Consider the following 17,000-nt stretch of genomic DNA (forward strand, 5'->3'; position numbering starts at 1 on the left):
GTTTCCGGCCAGGCCGTCCATCAGCAATGTGCTCTTCCGGAAAGTGTTTCCGGATGCGCTCCCACTGCTCGTCCGTCAGCCGAATCATCTGCCCTTTATAGCCGATCGACTCGGCACCGCAATTTTGAGATAGGTTCTAGACACACCATGCAGCTTTCAGTGAACGGCGTTGAGGTTTTCGTCGCAACCGGCGGCAAATCCTTCGACGAATCGCTGCCGGCTGTCGTGTTCCTGCACGGCGCGGGCTTCGATCATTCGGTCTGGGCGCTGCACAGCCGCTGGTTCGCTCATCACGGTCTTGGCGTGCTGGCGCCCGACCTGCCCGGCCATGGCCGCTCGGGGGGCAAGCCGCTGCCGACCATCGCCGCCATGGCGGACTGGACCGCCGCATTGCTTGATTCGGCTGGCGCGAAGCAAGCCAGGCTGATCGGACATTCCATGGGCTCGCTGATCGCGCTCGAGACCGCGGCGCGGTATCCGGACAAAGTATCGGCCTTAGGCCTGATCGGAACCGCCGCTGTCATGACGGTCGGACCTGATCTCTTGAAGGCGGCCGAGGCCAATGACGTCGCGGCCATCGACATGGTGTCGATCTGGGGTCTCGGTTTTGCGGCCGAACTCGGCGGCAGCCTCGCACCGGGGCTTTGGATGCATCAAGGCGCCCAGCGCATGTTGCAGCGATGCGCTGCCGGCGTGCTCTATAATGATCTTGCCGCCTGCAATTCGTACCACAATGCGCTTGCCGCCGCGGCGCAAGTCAAGGTGCCCGTGACCTTGATCCTCGGCGAGCGCGACATGATGACGCCTGCCAAAGCCGGCAAGGCGCTCGCCGCCGCAACACCAAATGCCCGCACCATCGTGCTCAAGGGCGCCGGCCACATGATGATGGTCGAACAGCCGGACGAGTTGTTGGCGGCGTTGCAGCCGTAATGAAAAGCCGACAAAAATGCAGAGGCGCGCGCTAAAATCTGCGTGAAAGGCGCAAACCGGAGCGATTTCCGCTGTAACGTTTGTAATGGCGCAGCGTACCACCGCAGGGCATCAGCATTGGGTTACTGCAATCACCGCAGGAGCGACGCATGATCAAATCTGCGATCCGATTTTTGACGCTGTTCGCCTGCTCCGTGGCGCTGGCAATGACGCCGATGCACACATCGGTCAAGGCCGCGCCGAACAACAGCGCGGAAATCGAGAAGAACAAGAAGAGGATCCAAAACAGCACTGGCGTCAGCGATCCCAGATCTTCCGGTTCGGCGTGGCCTCCTCCGATGAACGTGGATCCAGATCGGAAACCCGCAGGCGGGGGCGGTATGTGAGGCTTGATAACCTCCAGCTTTTCCCTTCTCCCCTTGCGGGAGAAGGTGGCGCGGACAGTCCGCGCCGGATGAGGGGTCATTTCCTGCGGAGAGACCCCTCACCCGGCTCGCATCACACGATGCTCGCCACCCTCTCCCGCAAGGGGAGAGGGTGTAGCGGTGCGGGAGGAAAATCCCCGCGTGGGATGCTACCGTCGCACCGTCTTCCGCTCGATCGGATGGATGGCGATCGCGCGCCGCCGGCCGAGCCGCAGCACATCCATTTCGAGCGTGCGTCCGATCCGGTCGCGATCGAGAACTCGGATCAGGTCGTCAACGCCGTTGATCTCGACGCCATCGAGCTTGATCACGACGTCACCGGGCAAAAGTCCGGCGCGAGCCGCCGGACCATCCGGCTCGACCTGCGCCAAAAGAGCGCCCATCTTGTTGTCGACGCCGGCGACCACCGCGTGCCTTCTCGGGACAGGCGCCGTTTGCCCGGCAACACCGATATAGGCGCGCCGGACATAACCGTGGCGGATGATCTCCGAGAGCACGAATTGCGCGGTGTTGCTGGCGACCGCAAAGCAAATGCCCTGGGCTCCGCTGATGATCGCCGTATTGATGCCGATCACCTCGGCGCTTGACGACACCAGCGGCCCACCGGAATTTCCGGGATTAAGCGCGGCGTCGGTCTGAATGACGTCTTCGATCGTCCGCCCGCTCACCGAGCGGATCGAGCGGCCAAGCGCGGACACCACGCCGGCGGTGACTGTCGATTCGAAGCCGAGAGGGTTACCAATCGCGACCACGAGTTGGCCGCGGCGCAGATTCTTGGAGTTGCCGAGCAAGGCATAGCGCAGGTCGCGTGCGCCGTCGGCGCGCAACAACGCAAGATCGGTATCGAGATCGACCCCGAGCACGCGCGCATCCGTGACGGCGCCTTCGGTGTCTCGGAGCCTGATTTGCCGTGACGATCCGACGACATGGCTGTTGGTAAGGACAAGTCCATCAGGCGAGATGACGATGCCCGAACCGAGGCCACCGCGCCCACGCAAACTGGTCTCCCTGGAGCCGGTTTCGACCCGCACCACCGCGGGCCCGACGCGTTCGGTCACGTCGATGACCGCATTGGAATAGGCATCGAGGAGGGCTTGATCGCCCGGGTGTGCTGCATCGCTTCCCGGCGCCGCGGGGCTCGGCTGCGATGAGGCGAATTCGTCTGACGTATCGTCGATGAAATCCAGCATGGTCATTTTCCTTGCCGTCTCAGATGGTGGTTCCAGGCCGTCGCTGCAAGAGAGCGGTTTGGGCCACCGTGCGGACACGAGAGACGCCAGGAGGGAACTAATCCGCCGGATGGGAACGATTTTAAGCGAGAGTTCCGAACGATTAAATTACGATCATCATTAAATGAAATGAATTATGATCATCATTCCATGGTTTATGAAATGATGATCATAATTTTATTGGACGGCTCGTCACGGCGTGAGGATGAGTTTACCCCTCGTTCCGCGTCCTTCCAGGGCGGTGTGGGCCTTTGAGGCTTCCGCCAGAGGGTATTTTCCGTCGACCGTCGCGACAAGTTCGCCCCTGAGCACGAGATCGAACAATTCGGCAAGGCCGGATCGAAGACTCTCGGGAGTGAGCAACGGCTGGAAGGCGAATCCGGTCAATGACTGGTTCTTGAAGATAAGGCCGAGAAGCTCGCCTACCCCCAATTGGAAGCTCTGGATGTTGAGCGCGCCGTAGATGACGATTTGCCCTAATGGCGCCAGCGCGGTGAGGCTTGCGCCGGTGACATCGCCACCGACGGACTCATAGATGATGTCCGGTCCGTTACCGTCGGTGACGCGCCGCAGCTCTTCGGTCCAGTCGGGCCTCGTATAGTTGACGCCGGCATCGGCCCCAAGCGAGCGGGCAAAGTCGAGCTTGTCCGACGAGCTCGCGCCCGCGATCACCTTTCGCGCGCCGGCGCGTCTGGCGAGCTGCACCAGGATCGATCCGACGCCGCCGGCCGCGGCATTGATGAGAACGATCTTGCCTTTTGGCGATGCCTGCCGCGTCAAATAAAGCGCCGTAAGCCCCTGGATCTGAAGCGCAGCCGCTTGTTCAAAGGATATGACGTCGGGCAACGGCACGGCGAGAGCGGCGTCGATCGCGACATATTCGGCATAGGCGCCGAGGCTGTTGGCCGCGAACAACGGCACCGCCACGCGCTGGCCGATCGCAAATCCGTGAACGTTGCCGCCAATCGCCTCGACGACGCCTGCGGCCTCAGCGCCAAGTATCGCAGGTAGCGGCGGCGTTACCGCGTAACGGTCCTGACGCGTCAGTGCGTCGGCCAAATTGATCCCACTGGCACGAATGCGCACGAGCAATTGGCCGGTTCCTGGCACCGGCGTCGGCAGTTCCACGAGCTTGAGGACTTCGGGGCCGCCGAAGCGGCTGATCTGGACGGCTTTCATCGGGCGAGCTCCTAATTGACGACATTTCAGGGAGCCGCCTGTCTAGAGTATTGGCGAGAGCGAGTCGTACCGACTAATCTGTGTGATACAGACCAGGAGGTAAGTATGGCCGACCCCGTAAAACGCCTGCCGCTATTGCCTGCGGAGCGCGCGCTCAAAGTGATCTCGGGGCGCTGGAAGGCCATCATTCTTTATCATCTGTTCGGCGGACCGCAGCGTCTGTCCGAGTTGCAGCGCTTGCTGCCGGATGTCAGCCAGAAAATGCTGATCCAGCAGCTGCGGGAAATGGAAGAGCACGGCATCGTTCATCGCGAAATCTTTCGCGAGGTCCCTCCCCGCGTTGAATACAGCGCCACGCCGCTCGGCCTGAGCTTCGAGCCGGTGCTCTCGGCGTTGTGCGAATGGGGCCGCCACCACGCGGTCGAGCTGGATGAAATCGATCGGCTGGCGGATTGCTCGATCAAGCCGCCGCCGCGGAACAGGGAAGCGGGCGCAAGGCAGGAAAGCGATTCCAGCGCGCAACGGCAGCAGACAATTTGAAGCGAGGAGAGAAGCGCCCTTACTGCACGCCGAGGTGCTGAAACAAAAGCTTGGTCTCTCGCGCAAGCGTCGCCGCATCGCCTTGATGCACGACCCGGCCGGTTTCCAGAACATAGAGGCGATCCGCAACCGCAAGCGCGCTATAGAGGTTTTGCTCGACCAGCAGGATCGACAGGCCCTCGCGCTTGAGATCAAGCACGATCCCCTCCAAATGCTGCACCATGACCGGGGCAAGGCCTTCCGAGGGTTCATCCATCAGGATCAATTGCGGATCAACCATCAGCGCGCGGCCGACCGCGAGCATCCCGCGCTCGCCGCCGGACAATTGTCCACCGCGGTGATTGCGCCGTTCGGCAAGCCTTGGAAACAGGGCGAACACGCGCTCCACGGTCCACCCGCTCCTCGCCCGCGCAGCCTTCAGCATGGTCAGATGCTCGGTCACGGTCAGCGACGGAAACAGGCGCCGGCCTTGCGGCACGATCGCAATCTTGCGCGCGGCGATGTCATGCGGCCGCAGACCGATCAAACTCTCGCCGCGCCAACTGATCGAGCCTGCGCGAATTTGTGGCGGCGCCAGCCCCATGATGGAACGAATGAGGGTAGTCTTGCCCATGCCGTTGCGCCCGAGCACACCGACGACTTCGCCAGCTGCCACGTCAAGCGAGACGCCGCGGATCACATGCGCGTCTCCATAACCCGAGTGCAGGTCACGAACCTCAAGCATGACGCGGACGCCCCAGATAGACTTCCTGCACCTGCTTGTTGCGGCGGATGTCGTCGGGCGACTGCTCGACCAGGACACGGCCCTCGAACATGCAGGTGACGAGATCGACCAGCCCGAGCGCGAGATCCATGTCATGCTCGATCAGCACCACGGTGATGTCGCGGTCGAGCGATCGGATGATTCCCGCAACCATCGAACGCTCGGACGGCGAGAGCCCGGCCGCCGGCTCATCGAGCAGCAACAGCCGCGGCGAGGTCACGAGCGACAATGCGATCTCGAGCTGACGCTGCTCGCCGTAGGAGAGATCCTTCACCATGACGTCCGCACGCGCGGCGATCCGCACTGCTTCAAGCGCAGCCTCAATTTGCGGTGCCTCAGTCGAATCCACGTCCGGCGTGCCAAACAGCGAAAACTTGCGCCGCGATCGTCCGCGCAAGGCCAGCACCATGTTGTCCGTGACGCTCAACCGCGGAAACAGATTGGTGATCTGGAAGGTGCGGGACACGCCAAGCCGGGCGCGCTTGTAGGGTGGCAGGCGCGTGACGTCGTGACCGTCGAATGCGATCCGGCCGGCGGTCGGCGGCAGAATTCCGGCAATGGCGTTGAACAGCGTGGTCTTGCCGGCGCCGTTGGGACCGATGATGGCGCGACGCTGGCCGCGCGGCACGGTGAGGCTGACGCCGTCGACCGCGCGAAGTGCGTCGAACGCAACGACCACATCGGAAAGTGTCAGGATCGGCTCGGACACGGCAATTTCCGCAGTTAGAAGCGGGACACGGCAGCAGCCGCGTCCCGCCAACACCTGATCAGGCTTTCTTAAATCCCTGGAAGGTCCGCGAATAAGGCGGCTGCTTCATGTAGGTCTCGGGATCGTAGGTCCAAAACTGCGACACGTTCGGATAGCTCGCGATCGGCACGTTCCAGTATTTGCCATCGGCGCGTTTGACCACTTTTCGAATCTGGACGTCGTAGATCGGGTTGCCGTAAGCGTCGAGCTTTACGGTCTTGCCGAGCGGCGAGCCGGTGAGCTCGGTCTTGAGCACGGTGTCGATCAAAAGATCGCGGTCCTCGACCTTGCCGCCGAGCTTTTCGATCGCCTGCGCCACCCACATGATCCCCGAATACATCGAGAAGCCGTAAAGCGAGGGGATCTTGCCGTATTTGGCTTCATAGTCCTTGACGAATTTCTGCGTCACCGGATTGTCCGATCCCTCGGCGAAGTGAGCGGCCGCGATGATGCCCTCGCACTCCTCGCCCAATGTGCGGATCACCGACTGGTCGGTGGCGTTCATCGCGCCGAGCAACGGGATTTTTCCCTTCAGCCCGAAGCTTGCATATTGCTGGATGAAACGCGTCGCATCGGCGCCGGTTTCCATGGCAAAGATCGCGTCCACCTTGAGGTCCGCGAGCTGGCCCAGATAGGGGCTGAAGTCCGCCGTGTTCAGCGGATGCCAGAACTGCTGCACGATTTCGCCGCTGCCTTCGGCGAACACCTGGGCAAGGCCACCGCACTGCTCATGGCCGAAGGTGTAATCCTCGCTGATGGTCGCGATCTTCCTGTATCCCTGTTTGCGGGCCCAATCACCGAATGGATGGGTGAAGGCGCTTGCCGAATAGCCGGCGACCCGGATCACGTTTCTGATGCGCTGGCGCTGGGTCAGGTCGTCGGCCGCGATGATCGGGATGAAATACGGCGTGCCCGTTCCCTTGACGTAGTTGGCGACCGCAAGGCCGGTATTGGCGAGCAGATCTCCGATCAGCATGTGGCAATTGCCCTGTTCGACCAGGCGGCGCGCCTTCTGCAGCGCCGTGTCGGGATTGGACGCATCGTCCTCGATCACCAGTTCCACCTTGCGGCCGGCGATCTCGCCCTTTGCGGAATCGAGGTAGAACTGAACGCCCTCGACCATTTCCTTGCCGCCAGAGGCCACGACGCCCGTGAGCGGAGCCAGCAGGCCGATCTTGATTGGGCCCGATTGCGCGAACGCGCGTTTCCAGGGTGCGGCGGCAACCCCTGTCGCGGCGAAGGCAGCGGAATTTTTGAGGAAGTGCCTGCGGTCCATTTCAATGTCCTTTCACGGAAAAGATTGTCACTGTCGAAGCATGATCTTTTCGAAAAACCGGTCCCCACTTTTTCGGATCATGCTTGGTCGAAGCATGATCTCCGCACAAACGCGCTTTGCGTTTGTCGCGAGGAAAAACCGGTTCCCACTCTTTTCGGGTCATGTCCTAGCGCCCCTTGCGCGTAAGCGTCGCGCGCAGCGTGCCGATGATGCCCTCGGGGGCGAAAATCATGATCAGGATGAAAGTAACGCCGAGGACCGTCTGCCAACGCTCGGTATAAGCGCTCACCGCGTTTTCAAGCGCGATGATCGCAGCCGCGCCGACAAAGCCGCCGAACAGCGTGCCGACCCCACCGGCAATCATCATCAGTACGCCCTCGACCGATTGCGCCAGCGCCACCGTCGAAGGGCTGACAAAATTGTTGAACATCGCGTAGAGCGCGCCGGCCACTCCGGCAAAGAAGCCGGAAACCACAAAGCCGATAAAGAGGTGCAGCGAGACATTATAGCCAAGGCTGCGCATCCGGCTTTCGCTGTCGCGGATGCCGAGCAGCGTCAGGCCGAACGGTGAGCGGACGAAACGCCACATCGCGTAGCTCACGACTGTCGCAACCGCCAGCACCGCCCAGTAGAAGGCGCGGTGCGACACCAGAAAGGCCGGCCGCACGTCGCCGCGCAAGCCGTTCTCGCCGCCGGTTATCTGAGTCCAGCGCAAGCAAATCCCCCAGACGATCATGCCAAGCGCGAGCGTCAGCAGAAGAAAATAGACGCCCGAGGTGCGCACCGCGATCGTGCCAAAGATCACCGCGACCAGGGTTGCGGCCATCACCCCGAGCACGAAAGCGACCACGGGCGCGAGTCCCGCTTGCGCGGAGGCATAGACGACGACATAGCCGGAGACGCCGAAGATGGCGCCGTGGCCAAGCGAGGTGCGGCCGGCAAAACCGGCGAGAATATCGATCGACATGGCGAGCACGCCGAAGATCAGCATCTCGGTGGCGAGCCCGACCTGATAGTTTGAAAGCATCAAGGGCAGCGCGGCCGCGACCGCGAGCACGGCGAGCACCGCAATGGCAGATCGGCCGGTCATGCCGGCGATCCTGGTCGGTTGCGGCACGGCTTGCGTCATGCTTATGCCGCCCGTCCAAACAGGCCGAGCGGCCGAAATGCGAGCAGGACCGCCATCGGGCCGAAGATCACGAAATAGGCGAGTTCAGGAAACATCACCTGCCCCAGCGTATTGAGAAGGCCGACCAGAAGGCTGCCGACGCCGACGCCGATCAGGCTGCCGCGACCGCCGATGATGACGACCGCAAGGCTGAACACCAGGATTTCGGCGTCGGCCGAAGGATAAAGCGACAGGAAGGCGCCGCCCATCAGGCCTCCCAACCCCGCCAGCGCCGAGCCGAGCAGGAAGGTGACCAGGAACACGCGGCGGATATTGACGCCGGAGGCTTCCACCATCTCGGCATCGTCAACGCCGGCGCGGATCAGCGCGCCTAACCGCGTGTGATTGAGAAGCGCCCACAGGCCTGCGAACACGATGATCCCCATCGCCAGCACGAACAACCGGTAGATCGGATAAAACACGCCAAACACGCGCACGCCGCCGCGCAAGACTTGCGGAATCGGCACCGTAAAACTGTCGCCGCCCCAGATCACCAGCGCCAGATCGTCGAGAATGAAGGCGAAACCCAGTGTCAGCAAAACCTGGCGCAGCTCGTGGCCGCGAACGAAACGCAACAGGCCCTGGTCGAGCACAAAGCCGATTGCCGCGATTGCCGCCATCGCGCCCAGGCCGCCGAGCGCAAAACTGCCGGTCCTGCTCGCAACCGCAAAGCCGATATAGCCGCCGAGCAGATAGAGCGCGCCATGCGCCAGATTGACGATGCGCAGCAATCCAAAGATCAACGTGAAGCCGCTCGCCACCACGAACAGGAGCCCAGCGAAGGTCAGGCCGTTGAGAAGCTGGAAGGTGCTCACTCGGTGCTCTCTAGGTCGCCTTCGGTCCGGTCGACAGATACCAATCGAGAATCTGTTCCCCGGTCATGAAGGCGACGTCGGATTTCTGCCGGATCACCTCGAAGACGCGACGGAAATATCTGGTGCGGTGCGGAGCGCCCATGATGTAGGGATGCACCACGAGCGCCATGACGCGCGCGGAATCGGCGGCATCGGCGTAGATCTGTTCGAACTGGTCGATGGCGCGGTCGTAATATTCCGATGCCTTGTGATGCTGGATCAACATCATGGCGACGTCGTTGCATTCCTGCGTATAGGGAATGTTGACGATCGGCGAGGTCGTGGTCTTCAGCCACACCGGCTGGTCGTCCAGAACCCAGTCGGCGACATATTCATAACCTTCCTGCTTCAGAAGGTCGGGCGTTTCCCAGGTCTCGGTGAGTCCGGGGCCGAGCCAGCCACGCGGACGTCTTCCGGTCGCTGCCTCGATCACATCGGCGGTCTTGCGGATGTCTTCGCGCTCGTTCTCCACCTTCTGCATGTTGCGCTGCGTGAAGCCGTGACCCATGAACTCCCAACGACGCGCTTTCGCCGCCTCGACGATCGCGGGATAAGCGGCCAATGCCGAGCCGTTGATGGCGAGCACGCCGGGAATCCTGAACTCATCGAATAGCTTGAGCAGGCGCCAGAAGCCGACGCGGTTGCCGTATTCATGCCAGGCCCAGTTCGGAATGTCGGGCGACGGCGAGCCGCCGGCCGGTGGGGTGAGCACGGTGCGCGGCATCGGGAGTTTCGCCTCCCACTCCTCGACATTGACGATCACCCATAAAGCGATGCGTTTGCCGTCGGGCAACTTCAGCCTGGGGCGTTCAGTGATCGGTGAATAGCTGATCCGTTCGGTAGGCAGCATGCTAAATTCTCTAGAGCTCCGATTCCGAAGTTCGCAAAGCTATCGCAGCAACCCCTGATGCGAACTTCGGAATCAAAGGAGCTCCAGCAAATATTTGGTCCAGTAGCGGCTTTTTGAATTTGAAGTTCCTATAACGGGATTGCGGTGACATTGATAGGAACTTCAAATTCGCCGCACTGGTGGCACGATGGTGAGATGAAGCGGCAGTCCGTCGATATACTCGCTCATGACGTCTATCCGGCGTTGCCGGCCTGCTCCTGATACCAATCGAGAATCTGTTCGCCGTTCCAGTGCACCACGCCCTCATGCTTGTTGACGTAGTCATAGATCGCTTCGAGATATTTGATCCGGAACGGCTGACCGCTGATGTAGGGGTGGATCGCGATCGACATGATCTTCGGTCGGTCCTTGCTCTCGGCGTAGAGGCGGTCGAAGGAATCGATGGTGCGCTTGAGCAGATGGTCGCTTTCGTGGTGCTGCACCAGCATCATCGGAATGTCGTTGAGCTCCACGGTATAGGGCAAGGTCACCAGCGGGCCCTTGGCCGTGCGGATCACGGTCGGCTCGTCATCATAGACCCAGTCGCCGATATATTTGACGCCAGCCTCGGCAAGAAATTCCGGGGTATCGAAGGTCTGGGTCAGGCCAGGTCCGAGCCAGCCCACCGGGCGCTTGCCGGTGAATTTTTCGATCACCTGCATCGAACGCTGGATCATCGCCTTCTGATCGCTCTCCTTGTGTATCGGCCCCTGTTCGTAGGCATGGCCCATGAACTCCCACCCCTGATCCCTGGCCTGTTGCGCCACACGCGGATAGTCCTCGCAGACGCGCGCGTTGATCGAGAGCGTCGGTGCGATGGCGAGCCGCTTGTAGAGATCGAAGAACCGCCACACGCCTACCCGCATGCCGTATTCATGCCAGCTCCAGTTCGGCACGTCAGGCAGAAGCGGGACGCCGGTCGGCGCCGGCAGAACCTGCCGCGCCATCGGCTTGGAGATGTCCCAGACTTCCAGATTGACGATGGTCCAGACCACCATGCGGGCGCCGCCCGGCAGTTTGAGGGGCGGACGATCGACGATGGCGGAATATTCGCAGCGTTCGCGCGGGATCATCGGGGGCGAGCCGGTCATGTCGGATATTCTTTCTGCTCGGTTGAGAACAACGTTTGTTTACGCCACGCTGGGTCGACGCGGGGAAAGCGCCTCCAATCCCATGACGGCGTCAGTATTCATCACGAAGCCGAACGCGGTGCGGATGCAGGCCAACCCCGCCGCATGCAATTGCGGACCGTCCATGCTGTCGACGCAGTCTTCGACCACGATAACCGCATAGTCGCGGACATTTGCGGCCGTGGTGGTGGCGAGCACGCAGGAATTGGTATTCACGCCCGTGATCAGAAGCGTGTTGACACCATGCGATCGCAGGAGAAAATCGAGATCGGTTGCGAGGAAGCAGTCATAGCGTTTTTTGGTGTTGACGACGAAGTCGCTGGCGTGGAGCAGTTGCGGCATCACCGTGCAGCCGGGGCCGCCGATGATATTGTGCCGCATCGCGTTCTTGCGCGTCGCGGTCGAATCCTCCGCCAGCGTTCGCCAGAACGGATTGGCGCGGATTTCCTCGACGTCGCGATATGATGTCACCAGATGAATCACCGGAATGCCGACGCCGCGGCACCAGTCAAACAGCCGCTTGTTGGCAGCGATGACGCGGGTGGCGACATCGGGCGCAGTCGGCATGGTGGCGACCGCCATGTCGAGATGACCGCGATGCAGGTCAATGGCCAGGACGGCGGCCTTGGGACGATCGACACCAAGATTCATGGCTTTCCTCATACTAGAGCTCCGATTCCGAAGTTCGCAGGCTATCGCGGCGATCTCTGATGCGAACTTCGGAATCAAAGGAGCTCTGGCAACTTATTGATTCTAGTGCGGCTTTGAATTTGAAGTTCCTATGATGAGATTGCAGCAACACTGATAGGAACTTCAAATTCACCGCACTAGTGGGGTGGATTTGACATTCGCTTCAATTTCGCCGCGAGTCCAGAGGCGATCCTCGCGCAGGAGCCCTGGCGCGCGGAGATGCTGATGCGCGAACACGTCTCGAGCATCAAGACGTCGTTGATCAGGGCCTTGAGCGAAAGGGCCGAGGATCAGCGCGGGAAATTGCAACCGGCCGATCGTTGACAGCAACGAGCCGGAACCCAAATCGCGAACCACGACAACTCGTCACGCCCCCTGGCCGAAATTTTCCGGCCCGCGATGTCACGCTCCGCTCACCTCGCGTGTCTTGTATGCAAAGGCCCGTGCAGGAGAGTGTCATGAGTACAATGGTTACAAGCGATGATGTCCGCAGATATGACGTGGTCATTCTGGGAGGCGGCTATGCGGGACTGATGGCCGCATTCCGCCTGGGGCGAAAAAGGCAGACCCTGCGCATCGCCCTCATCAATGGATCCGATCAATTTCTGGAACGCGTCAGGCTGCAAGAGAGCATTATCTCCGAAGTCGAGCGGCGCATCCCGTCGATTTCCATGCTTCTTGCCGGCACCAGGGTCGAGTTCATTTGCGGCCTTGTCGCATCGCTTGACCCAAACCGGCGCCGCGTCGGCATCGTGTTGGACGGCCGAGAGCAGGAGATCGCGTTCAATGAGGCCATCTACGCGCTTGGTACGCGCACCGACGTGGAGAGCGTGCCGGGCGTCGCCGAGCACGCCTATCGCCTGGAAGCTGTCGAGGGGCCACGTTCTCCTCAAGCGCTCCGCGCCAGGTTGAAAGAGAACGGCAGTCGGCCGATTCGCGTAATCACGGTCGGCGGCAACGAGACCTCGGTCGAGGTCGCCGGCGAAATCAAGACCGCATGGCCGAACACCGAAGTGACCATGGTGAGTTCGTCCCGCTGCGGTGACTTCAAGGGACCGGGTGTCGAAAACGCCATACGCGACCAGCTGGCTCGTCTTGATGTCAGAATGATCGACCATGAGACGGTCACCGAGGTGCGTTCCGCGGAGCTCGTGACGACAGGCGGGAAAACGCTCGCATTCGACATCTGCGTCTGGTCCGCCGGCCTGCGCTCGGCACCCATCGCGAGCAACGCGGGCGTTTCTAGCGATCCGCAGGGGCGCATCTGGGTCGATCCCAATCTGCGGTCGATTTCGCACCCGCATATTTTCGCGATCGGAGACGCCGCCCATCCCATGGCCCCGACCGGAGCCCCTTATCGAATATCCGCATTCGTGGCGCTGTCGACGGGCGCCTATGTTGCCGATGCGATCCTGACGCGGGGGAGTGGACGCAAAAGCGATCCGTTCAGCTTTTCGACCTATGGCCAGGGTATCGCCATCGGCCGAGGCGGCGTGGGATTTTTCAGCTATCCTGACGACAAGCCAACCTGGTTCATCGTCACCGGGGGAACGGCGCGGGTCATCCGGAATTTTTTCGTGTGGTTCATCTCCTATGCGCTCAAACTCGAGCGTAGGATGCCCGGTTTCTTCTTCTGGTTCGGACGGCGGCGCGTATCATGGCACGAAGCGAACGAAGCAGTACGACGGGTGCGGACCGTTCTGGCGGGCCATTCGGCTTGAGCCTGGACCAGGCCTTTGCCGAGTTGCGGCCTGCAATGTTCGCGCTGGCTTACCGGATCACCGGCAACCGCGCGGACGCCGAGGAGATCGTGCATGACGCCTTCGTGCGCCTGCACGATGCCGAGCCGAAGGATGCGGTCCGTTCGTTGAAAGCCTATCTTGCGACAATCACCGCCCGCCTCAGCCTCAATCGCCTGCGCGACCAAAAGGCCCGACGTGAAACCTATGTCGGGGAATGGCTGCCGGAGCCTCTGGTGACAGAAGATGCGCCCGCCATTCGCGCCGAAGACGTTTCCTTCGCGATGCTCGTGGTGCTGGAGCGGCTGTCGCCGCTTGAGCGCGTGGTGTTCGTGCTGCACAACGCTTTCGACCTAACCTTCGAGGAGATTGCGCCGGTGGTCGGGCGCGATGCCGCGGCTTGCCGCAAGATTTTCAGTCGGGCGCGCGAACACATGCGAGAGCAGCGGCCGCGTTTTGCGATCAACCGCGACCGTCATCGCGCGTTGTTGCGAAGCTTTGCGGAAGCTGCGCGCGGCGGCAATACAGCGGGGCTGGTCGCATTGCTCGACGAAAACGTCGTGCTCCATGGCGACGGCGGCGGCAAGGCGCTGGCGCTGAAGAAGCCGGTGATCGGCAATATCGCGGTTGCGCAGTTCCTGGCCGCGGTGACCAGAACCTTGCCTGCCGATGCAAGCGCTGAGGTGGTCGAGCTCAACGGCGAGCCGGGCCTGGTGTTGAAGGTGGGCGGCCAGCCGATCGTCGCCATTCTGGTCGAGACCGATGGCGAGCGCATCTATTCGGTCTACGGCATCTCGAACCCTGACAAGCTCGGCGGGATCGCCGCCGCAAGCGGGCCGTTGCCGGTCTGAGGATTTTCGGCGTTACGGCGCCCATCACGGAAGCTTGATCTTAGAGCCCGGCTCGCTATATCGAGGCTTTCCATTTCCCGTGAGCCGAGAAGATGACGACTGCCGAACCCACCGTCGAAACGCAGCCATTTCAAGCCGAGGTTTCCGAACTTCTGCACCTGATGGTGCATTCGGTCTATTCGGAAACCGATATTTTCCTGCGCGAACTGATTTCGAACGCCTCCGACGCCTGCGACAAGCTGCGCTATGAGGCGATCGCCAATCCCGCGCTGATGGGCGACGGCGAGGCACCGAACATTCGCATCATCCCGAACAAGAAGGACGGCACGCTGACAATCGCCGATAACGGCATCGGCATGGACCGCCAGGAATTGATCGACAATCTCGGGACCATCGCCCGCTCCGGAACTAGGTCTTTCCTTGCCCGCATGAAGGAGGCAAAGGACGGCGCAGGCCTGATCGGTCAATTCGGTGTCGGCTTTTATTCGGCCTTCATGGTCGCCGACCGCATTGTCGTCACCAGCCGAAGGGCGGGCGCGCAAGAGGCCTCGACATGGTCATCCTCGGGCGGCTCCGGCTTTGAGATTGCGCCGGCTGGCGCGGAAGCTGCGCCCGCGCGCGGCACCAGCATCGTCCTGCATCTCAAGGCAGACGCGGCGAAATATCTGGAAGCCTTTGAAATCGAGCGCGTCGTCCGATCCTATTCCGACAACATCCAGTTTCCAATCGAACTCGTCGCGGAGGAAGGCGAAGCGCGGCAGATCAATTCGGCGAGCGCGCTCTGGCAGCGGCCGAAATCAGAGCTCAAGGCGGAAGACTACGCGCAGGCCTACAAGTCGATCGCAGGCGCGTTCGACGAGCCGGCGATGACCCTGCATTATCGCGCCGAAGGGCGCTATTCCTACGCGGTGTTGCTGTTTGCACCTTCCACCAAGCCGTTCGACCTGTTCGATCCCGAGCGCAAGGGGAAGGTGAAGCTTTACGTGCGTCGGGTATTCATCACCGACGACGCCGATCTCTTGCCCGGCTATCTTCGGTTCATGCGCGGCGTCATCGACAGCGAAGATTTGCCGCTCAATATTTCGCGCGAGATGCTGCAGAACAATCCGCAGCTGGTGCAGATACGAAAGGCTGTTACCGGCCGCGTGATCGGCGAGATGGAAACGCTGGCCGAGAAGCAGCCGGAGAATTTTGGCAAGATCTGGGATGCCTTTGGCCTCGTGATCAAGGAAGGCATCTATGAGGATTTCGAGCGGCGCGAAAAGCTTTTGGCCTTGTCGAGGTTCACCACAACGTCAGGCGAAAAACGTTCGCTCAAGCAATATGTCGCGGATCTGAAGCCCAATCAGACCGAAATCTATTTCCTGGTCGGCGACAGCATCGAACGGCTGAAGTCCAATCCCAAGCTGGAATCGGCAGCCGCCCGCGGCATCGAGGTTTTGCTCCTGACCGATCCCGTCGACGCGTTCTGGACCTCGGCGCCGCTCGATTTTGAGGGCAAACCGCTGAAGTCGCTGAGCCAGGGCGATGTCGACTTCGGCCTCATTCCGCTTCTGGATGAACACAAGAAGGAAGAGAGCAGACCGGATGCCGATGAAGCGATGGTCATCGCGGTGATCAAGTCCCACCTCGGCGATCGCGTCTCCGACGTGCGCCTCTCGCAGCGGCTCACCGCCAGCGCCTCGTGTCTTGTCGCCGGCAGCCACGGCCCCGACCGCGAACTGGAGCGGTTGCTGGCGCGGGCCAATCGTGGCGTCGGCACTAAGCCAATTCTCGAAATCAACCTCCGCCATCCCCTGGTTGCAAGCCTCCCGCAGGCCGGCGAGGCCGCCGCCGATCTCTCCTTCCTGCTGCTGGAGCAGGCGCAAATCCTTGATGGCGAACTGCCCGACGATCCGGCCGCCTTCGCCAGCCGACTCAATCGGCTGGTGGCGAAGGGCCTCGCCAAGGCCCAGCCGTGAGAGATCAAAGGTGGCCGCGGCTGTTCAATGGCGAAAACTAGCCGATCGCTGCGCTGCGGTTCGCGACCGGAAAATCAATGTCGGGTTTGGCCACGAGATTGAAGTAGTTTCGATAGATATTCAGGACGACGGTAGCGACGATCTCGGCGACTTCGCCGTCGGTGAAACCTGCTTCCATAAGCGTGTCCAGTTCGGATGGTGAAACGTGCCCGCGTTTCTCGAGAAGATTTTCGGAAAAGCGAAGCGCTGCAACCGTTCTTGGGTCTCTGGCCTGTGCCCGTTGGGCCCTTTCGATGTCGTCATCGCTGAGTCCGCCTTTTCGCGCGAGCGCCGAGACGGCAGCAAGCGTGTAATCCGACTCGCCGTCGGTTGCGACCAGGATCGCGACCGAGTCGCGCACCTCTGCGGAGAGCGTTGAGCCGGCGAGCGCGGTGGCAAGATTGAGATATCCACCGAGAGCCGCCGGAGAATTCGCCATCAGCCGCACCATGTTGGGAATGCGGCCCGTCCTTTGCCGGACCACATCCAGAAGTTCTTTTGTCTTGCCGGTAGCGCCGTCCGGATCGACTGAATTCAACCTTGGCATATCGATATTTCCTCTTTTGCAGGATGGGCTCAATCCGGTCGA

At 61.4% G+C, this 17,000-nt stretch carries 17 protein-coding genes; 5 read left to right on the plus strand and 12 right to left on the minus strand.

Features of this window, described 5'->3' with window-relative positions; genetic code table 11:
- Nucleotides 1-147 precede the first annotated feature (147 nt).
- Nucleotides 148-930 (plus strand): alpha/beta hydrolase, encoded by a 783-nt coding sequence (locus tag VNX23_RS11735; RefSeq protein WP_325630170.1) that lies wholly within the window; start codon nt 148-150, stop codon nt 928-930.
- A gap of 31 nt (nt 931-961) precedes the next feature.
- Here the strand turns inward: VNX23_RS11735 and VNX23_RS11740 are convergent, their stop codons facing one another.
- The 3 genes from VNX23_RS11740 to VNX23_RS11750 form a co-directional block, all read right to left on the minus strand.
- Nucleotides 962-1,396, minus strand: a complete 435-nt coding sequence (locus VNX23_RS11740) for a hypothetical protein (protein ID WP_325630172.1) — start codon at nt 1,394-1,396, stop codon at nt 962-964.
- A 108-nt stretch (nt 1,397-1,504) separates the two neighbouring features.
- Entirely contained in the window at nt 1,505-2,545 is a 1,041-nt protein-coding gene (locus VNX23_RS11745; protein WP_325630174.1) for a S1C family serine protease, read from the minus strand.
- A 231-nt stretch (nt 2,546-2,776) separates the two neighbouring features.
- A complete protein-coding gene (locus VNX23_RS11750) occupies nt 2,777-3,763 on the minus strand; it encodes a quinone oxidoreductase (protein ID WP_325630175.1) in 987 nt (328 codons plus the stop codon).
- Between the two features lie 105 nt (nt 3,764-3,868).
- Here VNX23_RS11750 and VNX23_RS11755 point away from each other — a divergent pair, with 105 nt between their 5' ends.
- Nucleotides 3,869-4,303, plus strand: coding sequence for a helix-turn-helix domain-containing protein (locus VNX23_RS11755; RefSeq protein WP_325630177.1), 435 nt, complete (start codon nt 3,869-3,871; stop codon nt 4,301-4,303).
- A gap of 19 nt (nt 4,304-4,322) precedes the next feature.
- On the opposite strand, the gene VNX23_RS11760 is transcribed toward VNX23_RS11755, so the two are convergent.
- From VNX23_RS11760 to VNX23_RS11795, 8 genes are all read right to left on the minus strand, one after another.
- Nucleotides 4,323-5,027 (minus strand): ABC transporter ATP-binding protein, encoded by a 705-nt coding sequence (locus VNX23_RS11760; protein WP_325630178.1) that lies wholly within the window; start codon nt 5,025-5,027, stop codon nt 4,323-4,325.
- Nucleotides 5,020-5,775, minus strand: coding sequence for an ABC transporter ATP-binding protein (locus VNX23_RS11765; protein ID WP_325630180.1), 756 nt, complete (start codon nt 5,773-5,775; stop codon nt 5,020-5,022). Before VNX23_RS11765 ends, VNX23_RS11760 begins: the two co-directional genes overlap by 8 nt.
- A 58-nt stretch (nt 5,776-5,833) precedes the next feature.
- Entirely contained in the window at nt 5,834-7,090 is a 1,257-nt protein-coding gene (locus tag VNX23_RS11770) for an ABC transporter substrate-binding protein (protein WP_325630182.1), read from the minus strand.
- Between the two features lie 166 nt (nt 7,091-7,256).
- Nucleotides 7,257-8,219, minus strand: a complete 963-nt coding sequence (locus VNX23_RS11775; protein ID WP_325630184.1) for a branched-chain amino acid ABC transporter permease — start codon at nt 8,217-8,219, stop codon at nt 7,257-7,259.
- A 2-nt stretch (nt 8,220-8,221) separates the two neighbouring features.
- Nucleotides 8,222-9,073, minus strand: coding sequence for a branched-chain amino acid ABC transporter permease (locus tag VNX23_RS11780; protein ID WP_325630186.1), 852 nt, complete (start codon nt 9,071-9,073; stop codon nt 8,222-8,224).
- Nucleotides 9,074-9,083: 10 nt separating this feature from the next.
- Nucleotides 9,084-9,962, minus strand: coding sequence for a polysaccharide deacetylase family protein (locus VNX23_RS11785; protein WP_325630187.1), 879 nt, complete (start codon nt 9,960-9,962; stop codon nt 9,084-9,086).
- Between the two features lie 233 nt (nt 9,963-10,195).
- Nucleotides 10,196-11,092, minus strand: coding sequence for a polysaccharide deacetylase family protein (locus VNX23_RS11790; RefSeq protein WP_325630188.1), 897 nt, complete (start codon nt 11,090-11,092; stop codon nt 10,196-10,198).
- A 39-nt stretch (nt 11,093-11,131) separates the two neighbouring features.
- Nucleotides 11,132-11,782 carry a cysteine hydrolase gene (locus VNX23_RS11795; protein ID WP_325630190.1) on the minus strand — a complete coding sequence of 217 codons (651 nt, stop codon included), beginning with the start codon at nt 11,780-11,782 and terminating at the stop codon, nt 11,132-11,134.
- A gap of 497 nt (nt 11,783-12,279) precedes the next feature.
- Here VNX23_RS11795 and VNX23_RS11800 point away from each other — a divergent pair, with 497 nt between their 5' ends.
- The 3 genes from VNX23_RS11800 to htpG all read left to right on the plus strand — a co-directional run bounded on the left by VNX23_RS11800 (nt 12,280) and on the right by htpG (nt 16,372).
- Nucleotides 12,280-13,542 (plus strand): NAD(P)/FAD-dependent oxidoreductase, encoded by a 1,263-nt coding sequence (locus VNX23_RS11800; RefSeq protein WP_325630192.1) that lies wholly within the window; start codon nt 12,280-12,282, stop codon nt 13,540-13,542.
- Nucleotides 13,539-14,411 carry an RNA polymerase sigma factor SigJ gene (gene sigJ / locus VNX23_RS11805; RefSeq protein ID WP_325630194.1) on the plus strand — a complete coding sequence of 291 codons (873 nt, stop codon included), beginning with the start codon at nt 13,539-13,541 and terminating at the stop codon, nt 14,409-14,411. Before VNX23_RS11800 ends, sigJ begins: the two co-directional genes overlap by 4 nt.
- Nucleotides 14,412-14,503: 92 nt before the next feature.
- Nucleotides 14,504-16,372, plus strand: coding sequence for a molecular chaperone HtpG (gene htpG, locus VNX23_RS11810; protein WP_325630196.1), 1,869 nt, complete (start codon nt 14,504-14,506; stop codon nt 16,370-16,372).
- A 37-nt stretch (nt 16,373-16,409) separates the two neighbouring features.
- Here htpG and VNX23_RS11815 read toward each other — a convergent pair whose 3' ends face one another.
- A complete protein-coding gene (locus VNX23_RS11815) occupies nt 16,410-16,958 on the minus strand; it encodes a carboxymuconolactone decarboxylase family protein (RefSeq protein ID WP_325630198.1) in 549 nt (182 codons plus the stop codon).
- Between the last annotated feature and the right edge of the window lie 42 nt (nt 16,959-17,000).

Source organism: Bradyrhizobium sp., assembly GCF_035570375.1.
Taxonomy (GTDB): Bacteria; Pseudomonadota; Alphaproteobacteria; order Rhizobiales; family Xanthobacteraceae; genus Bradyrhizobium.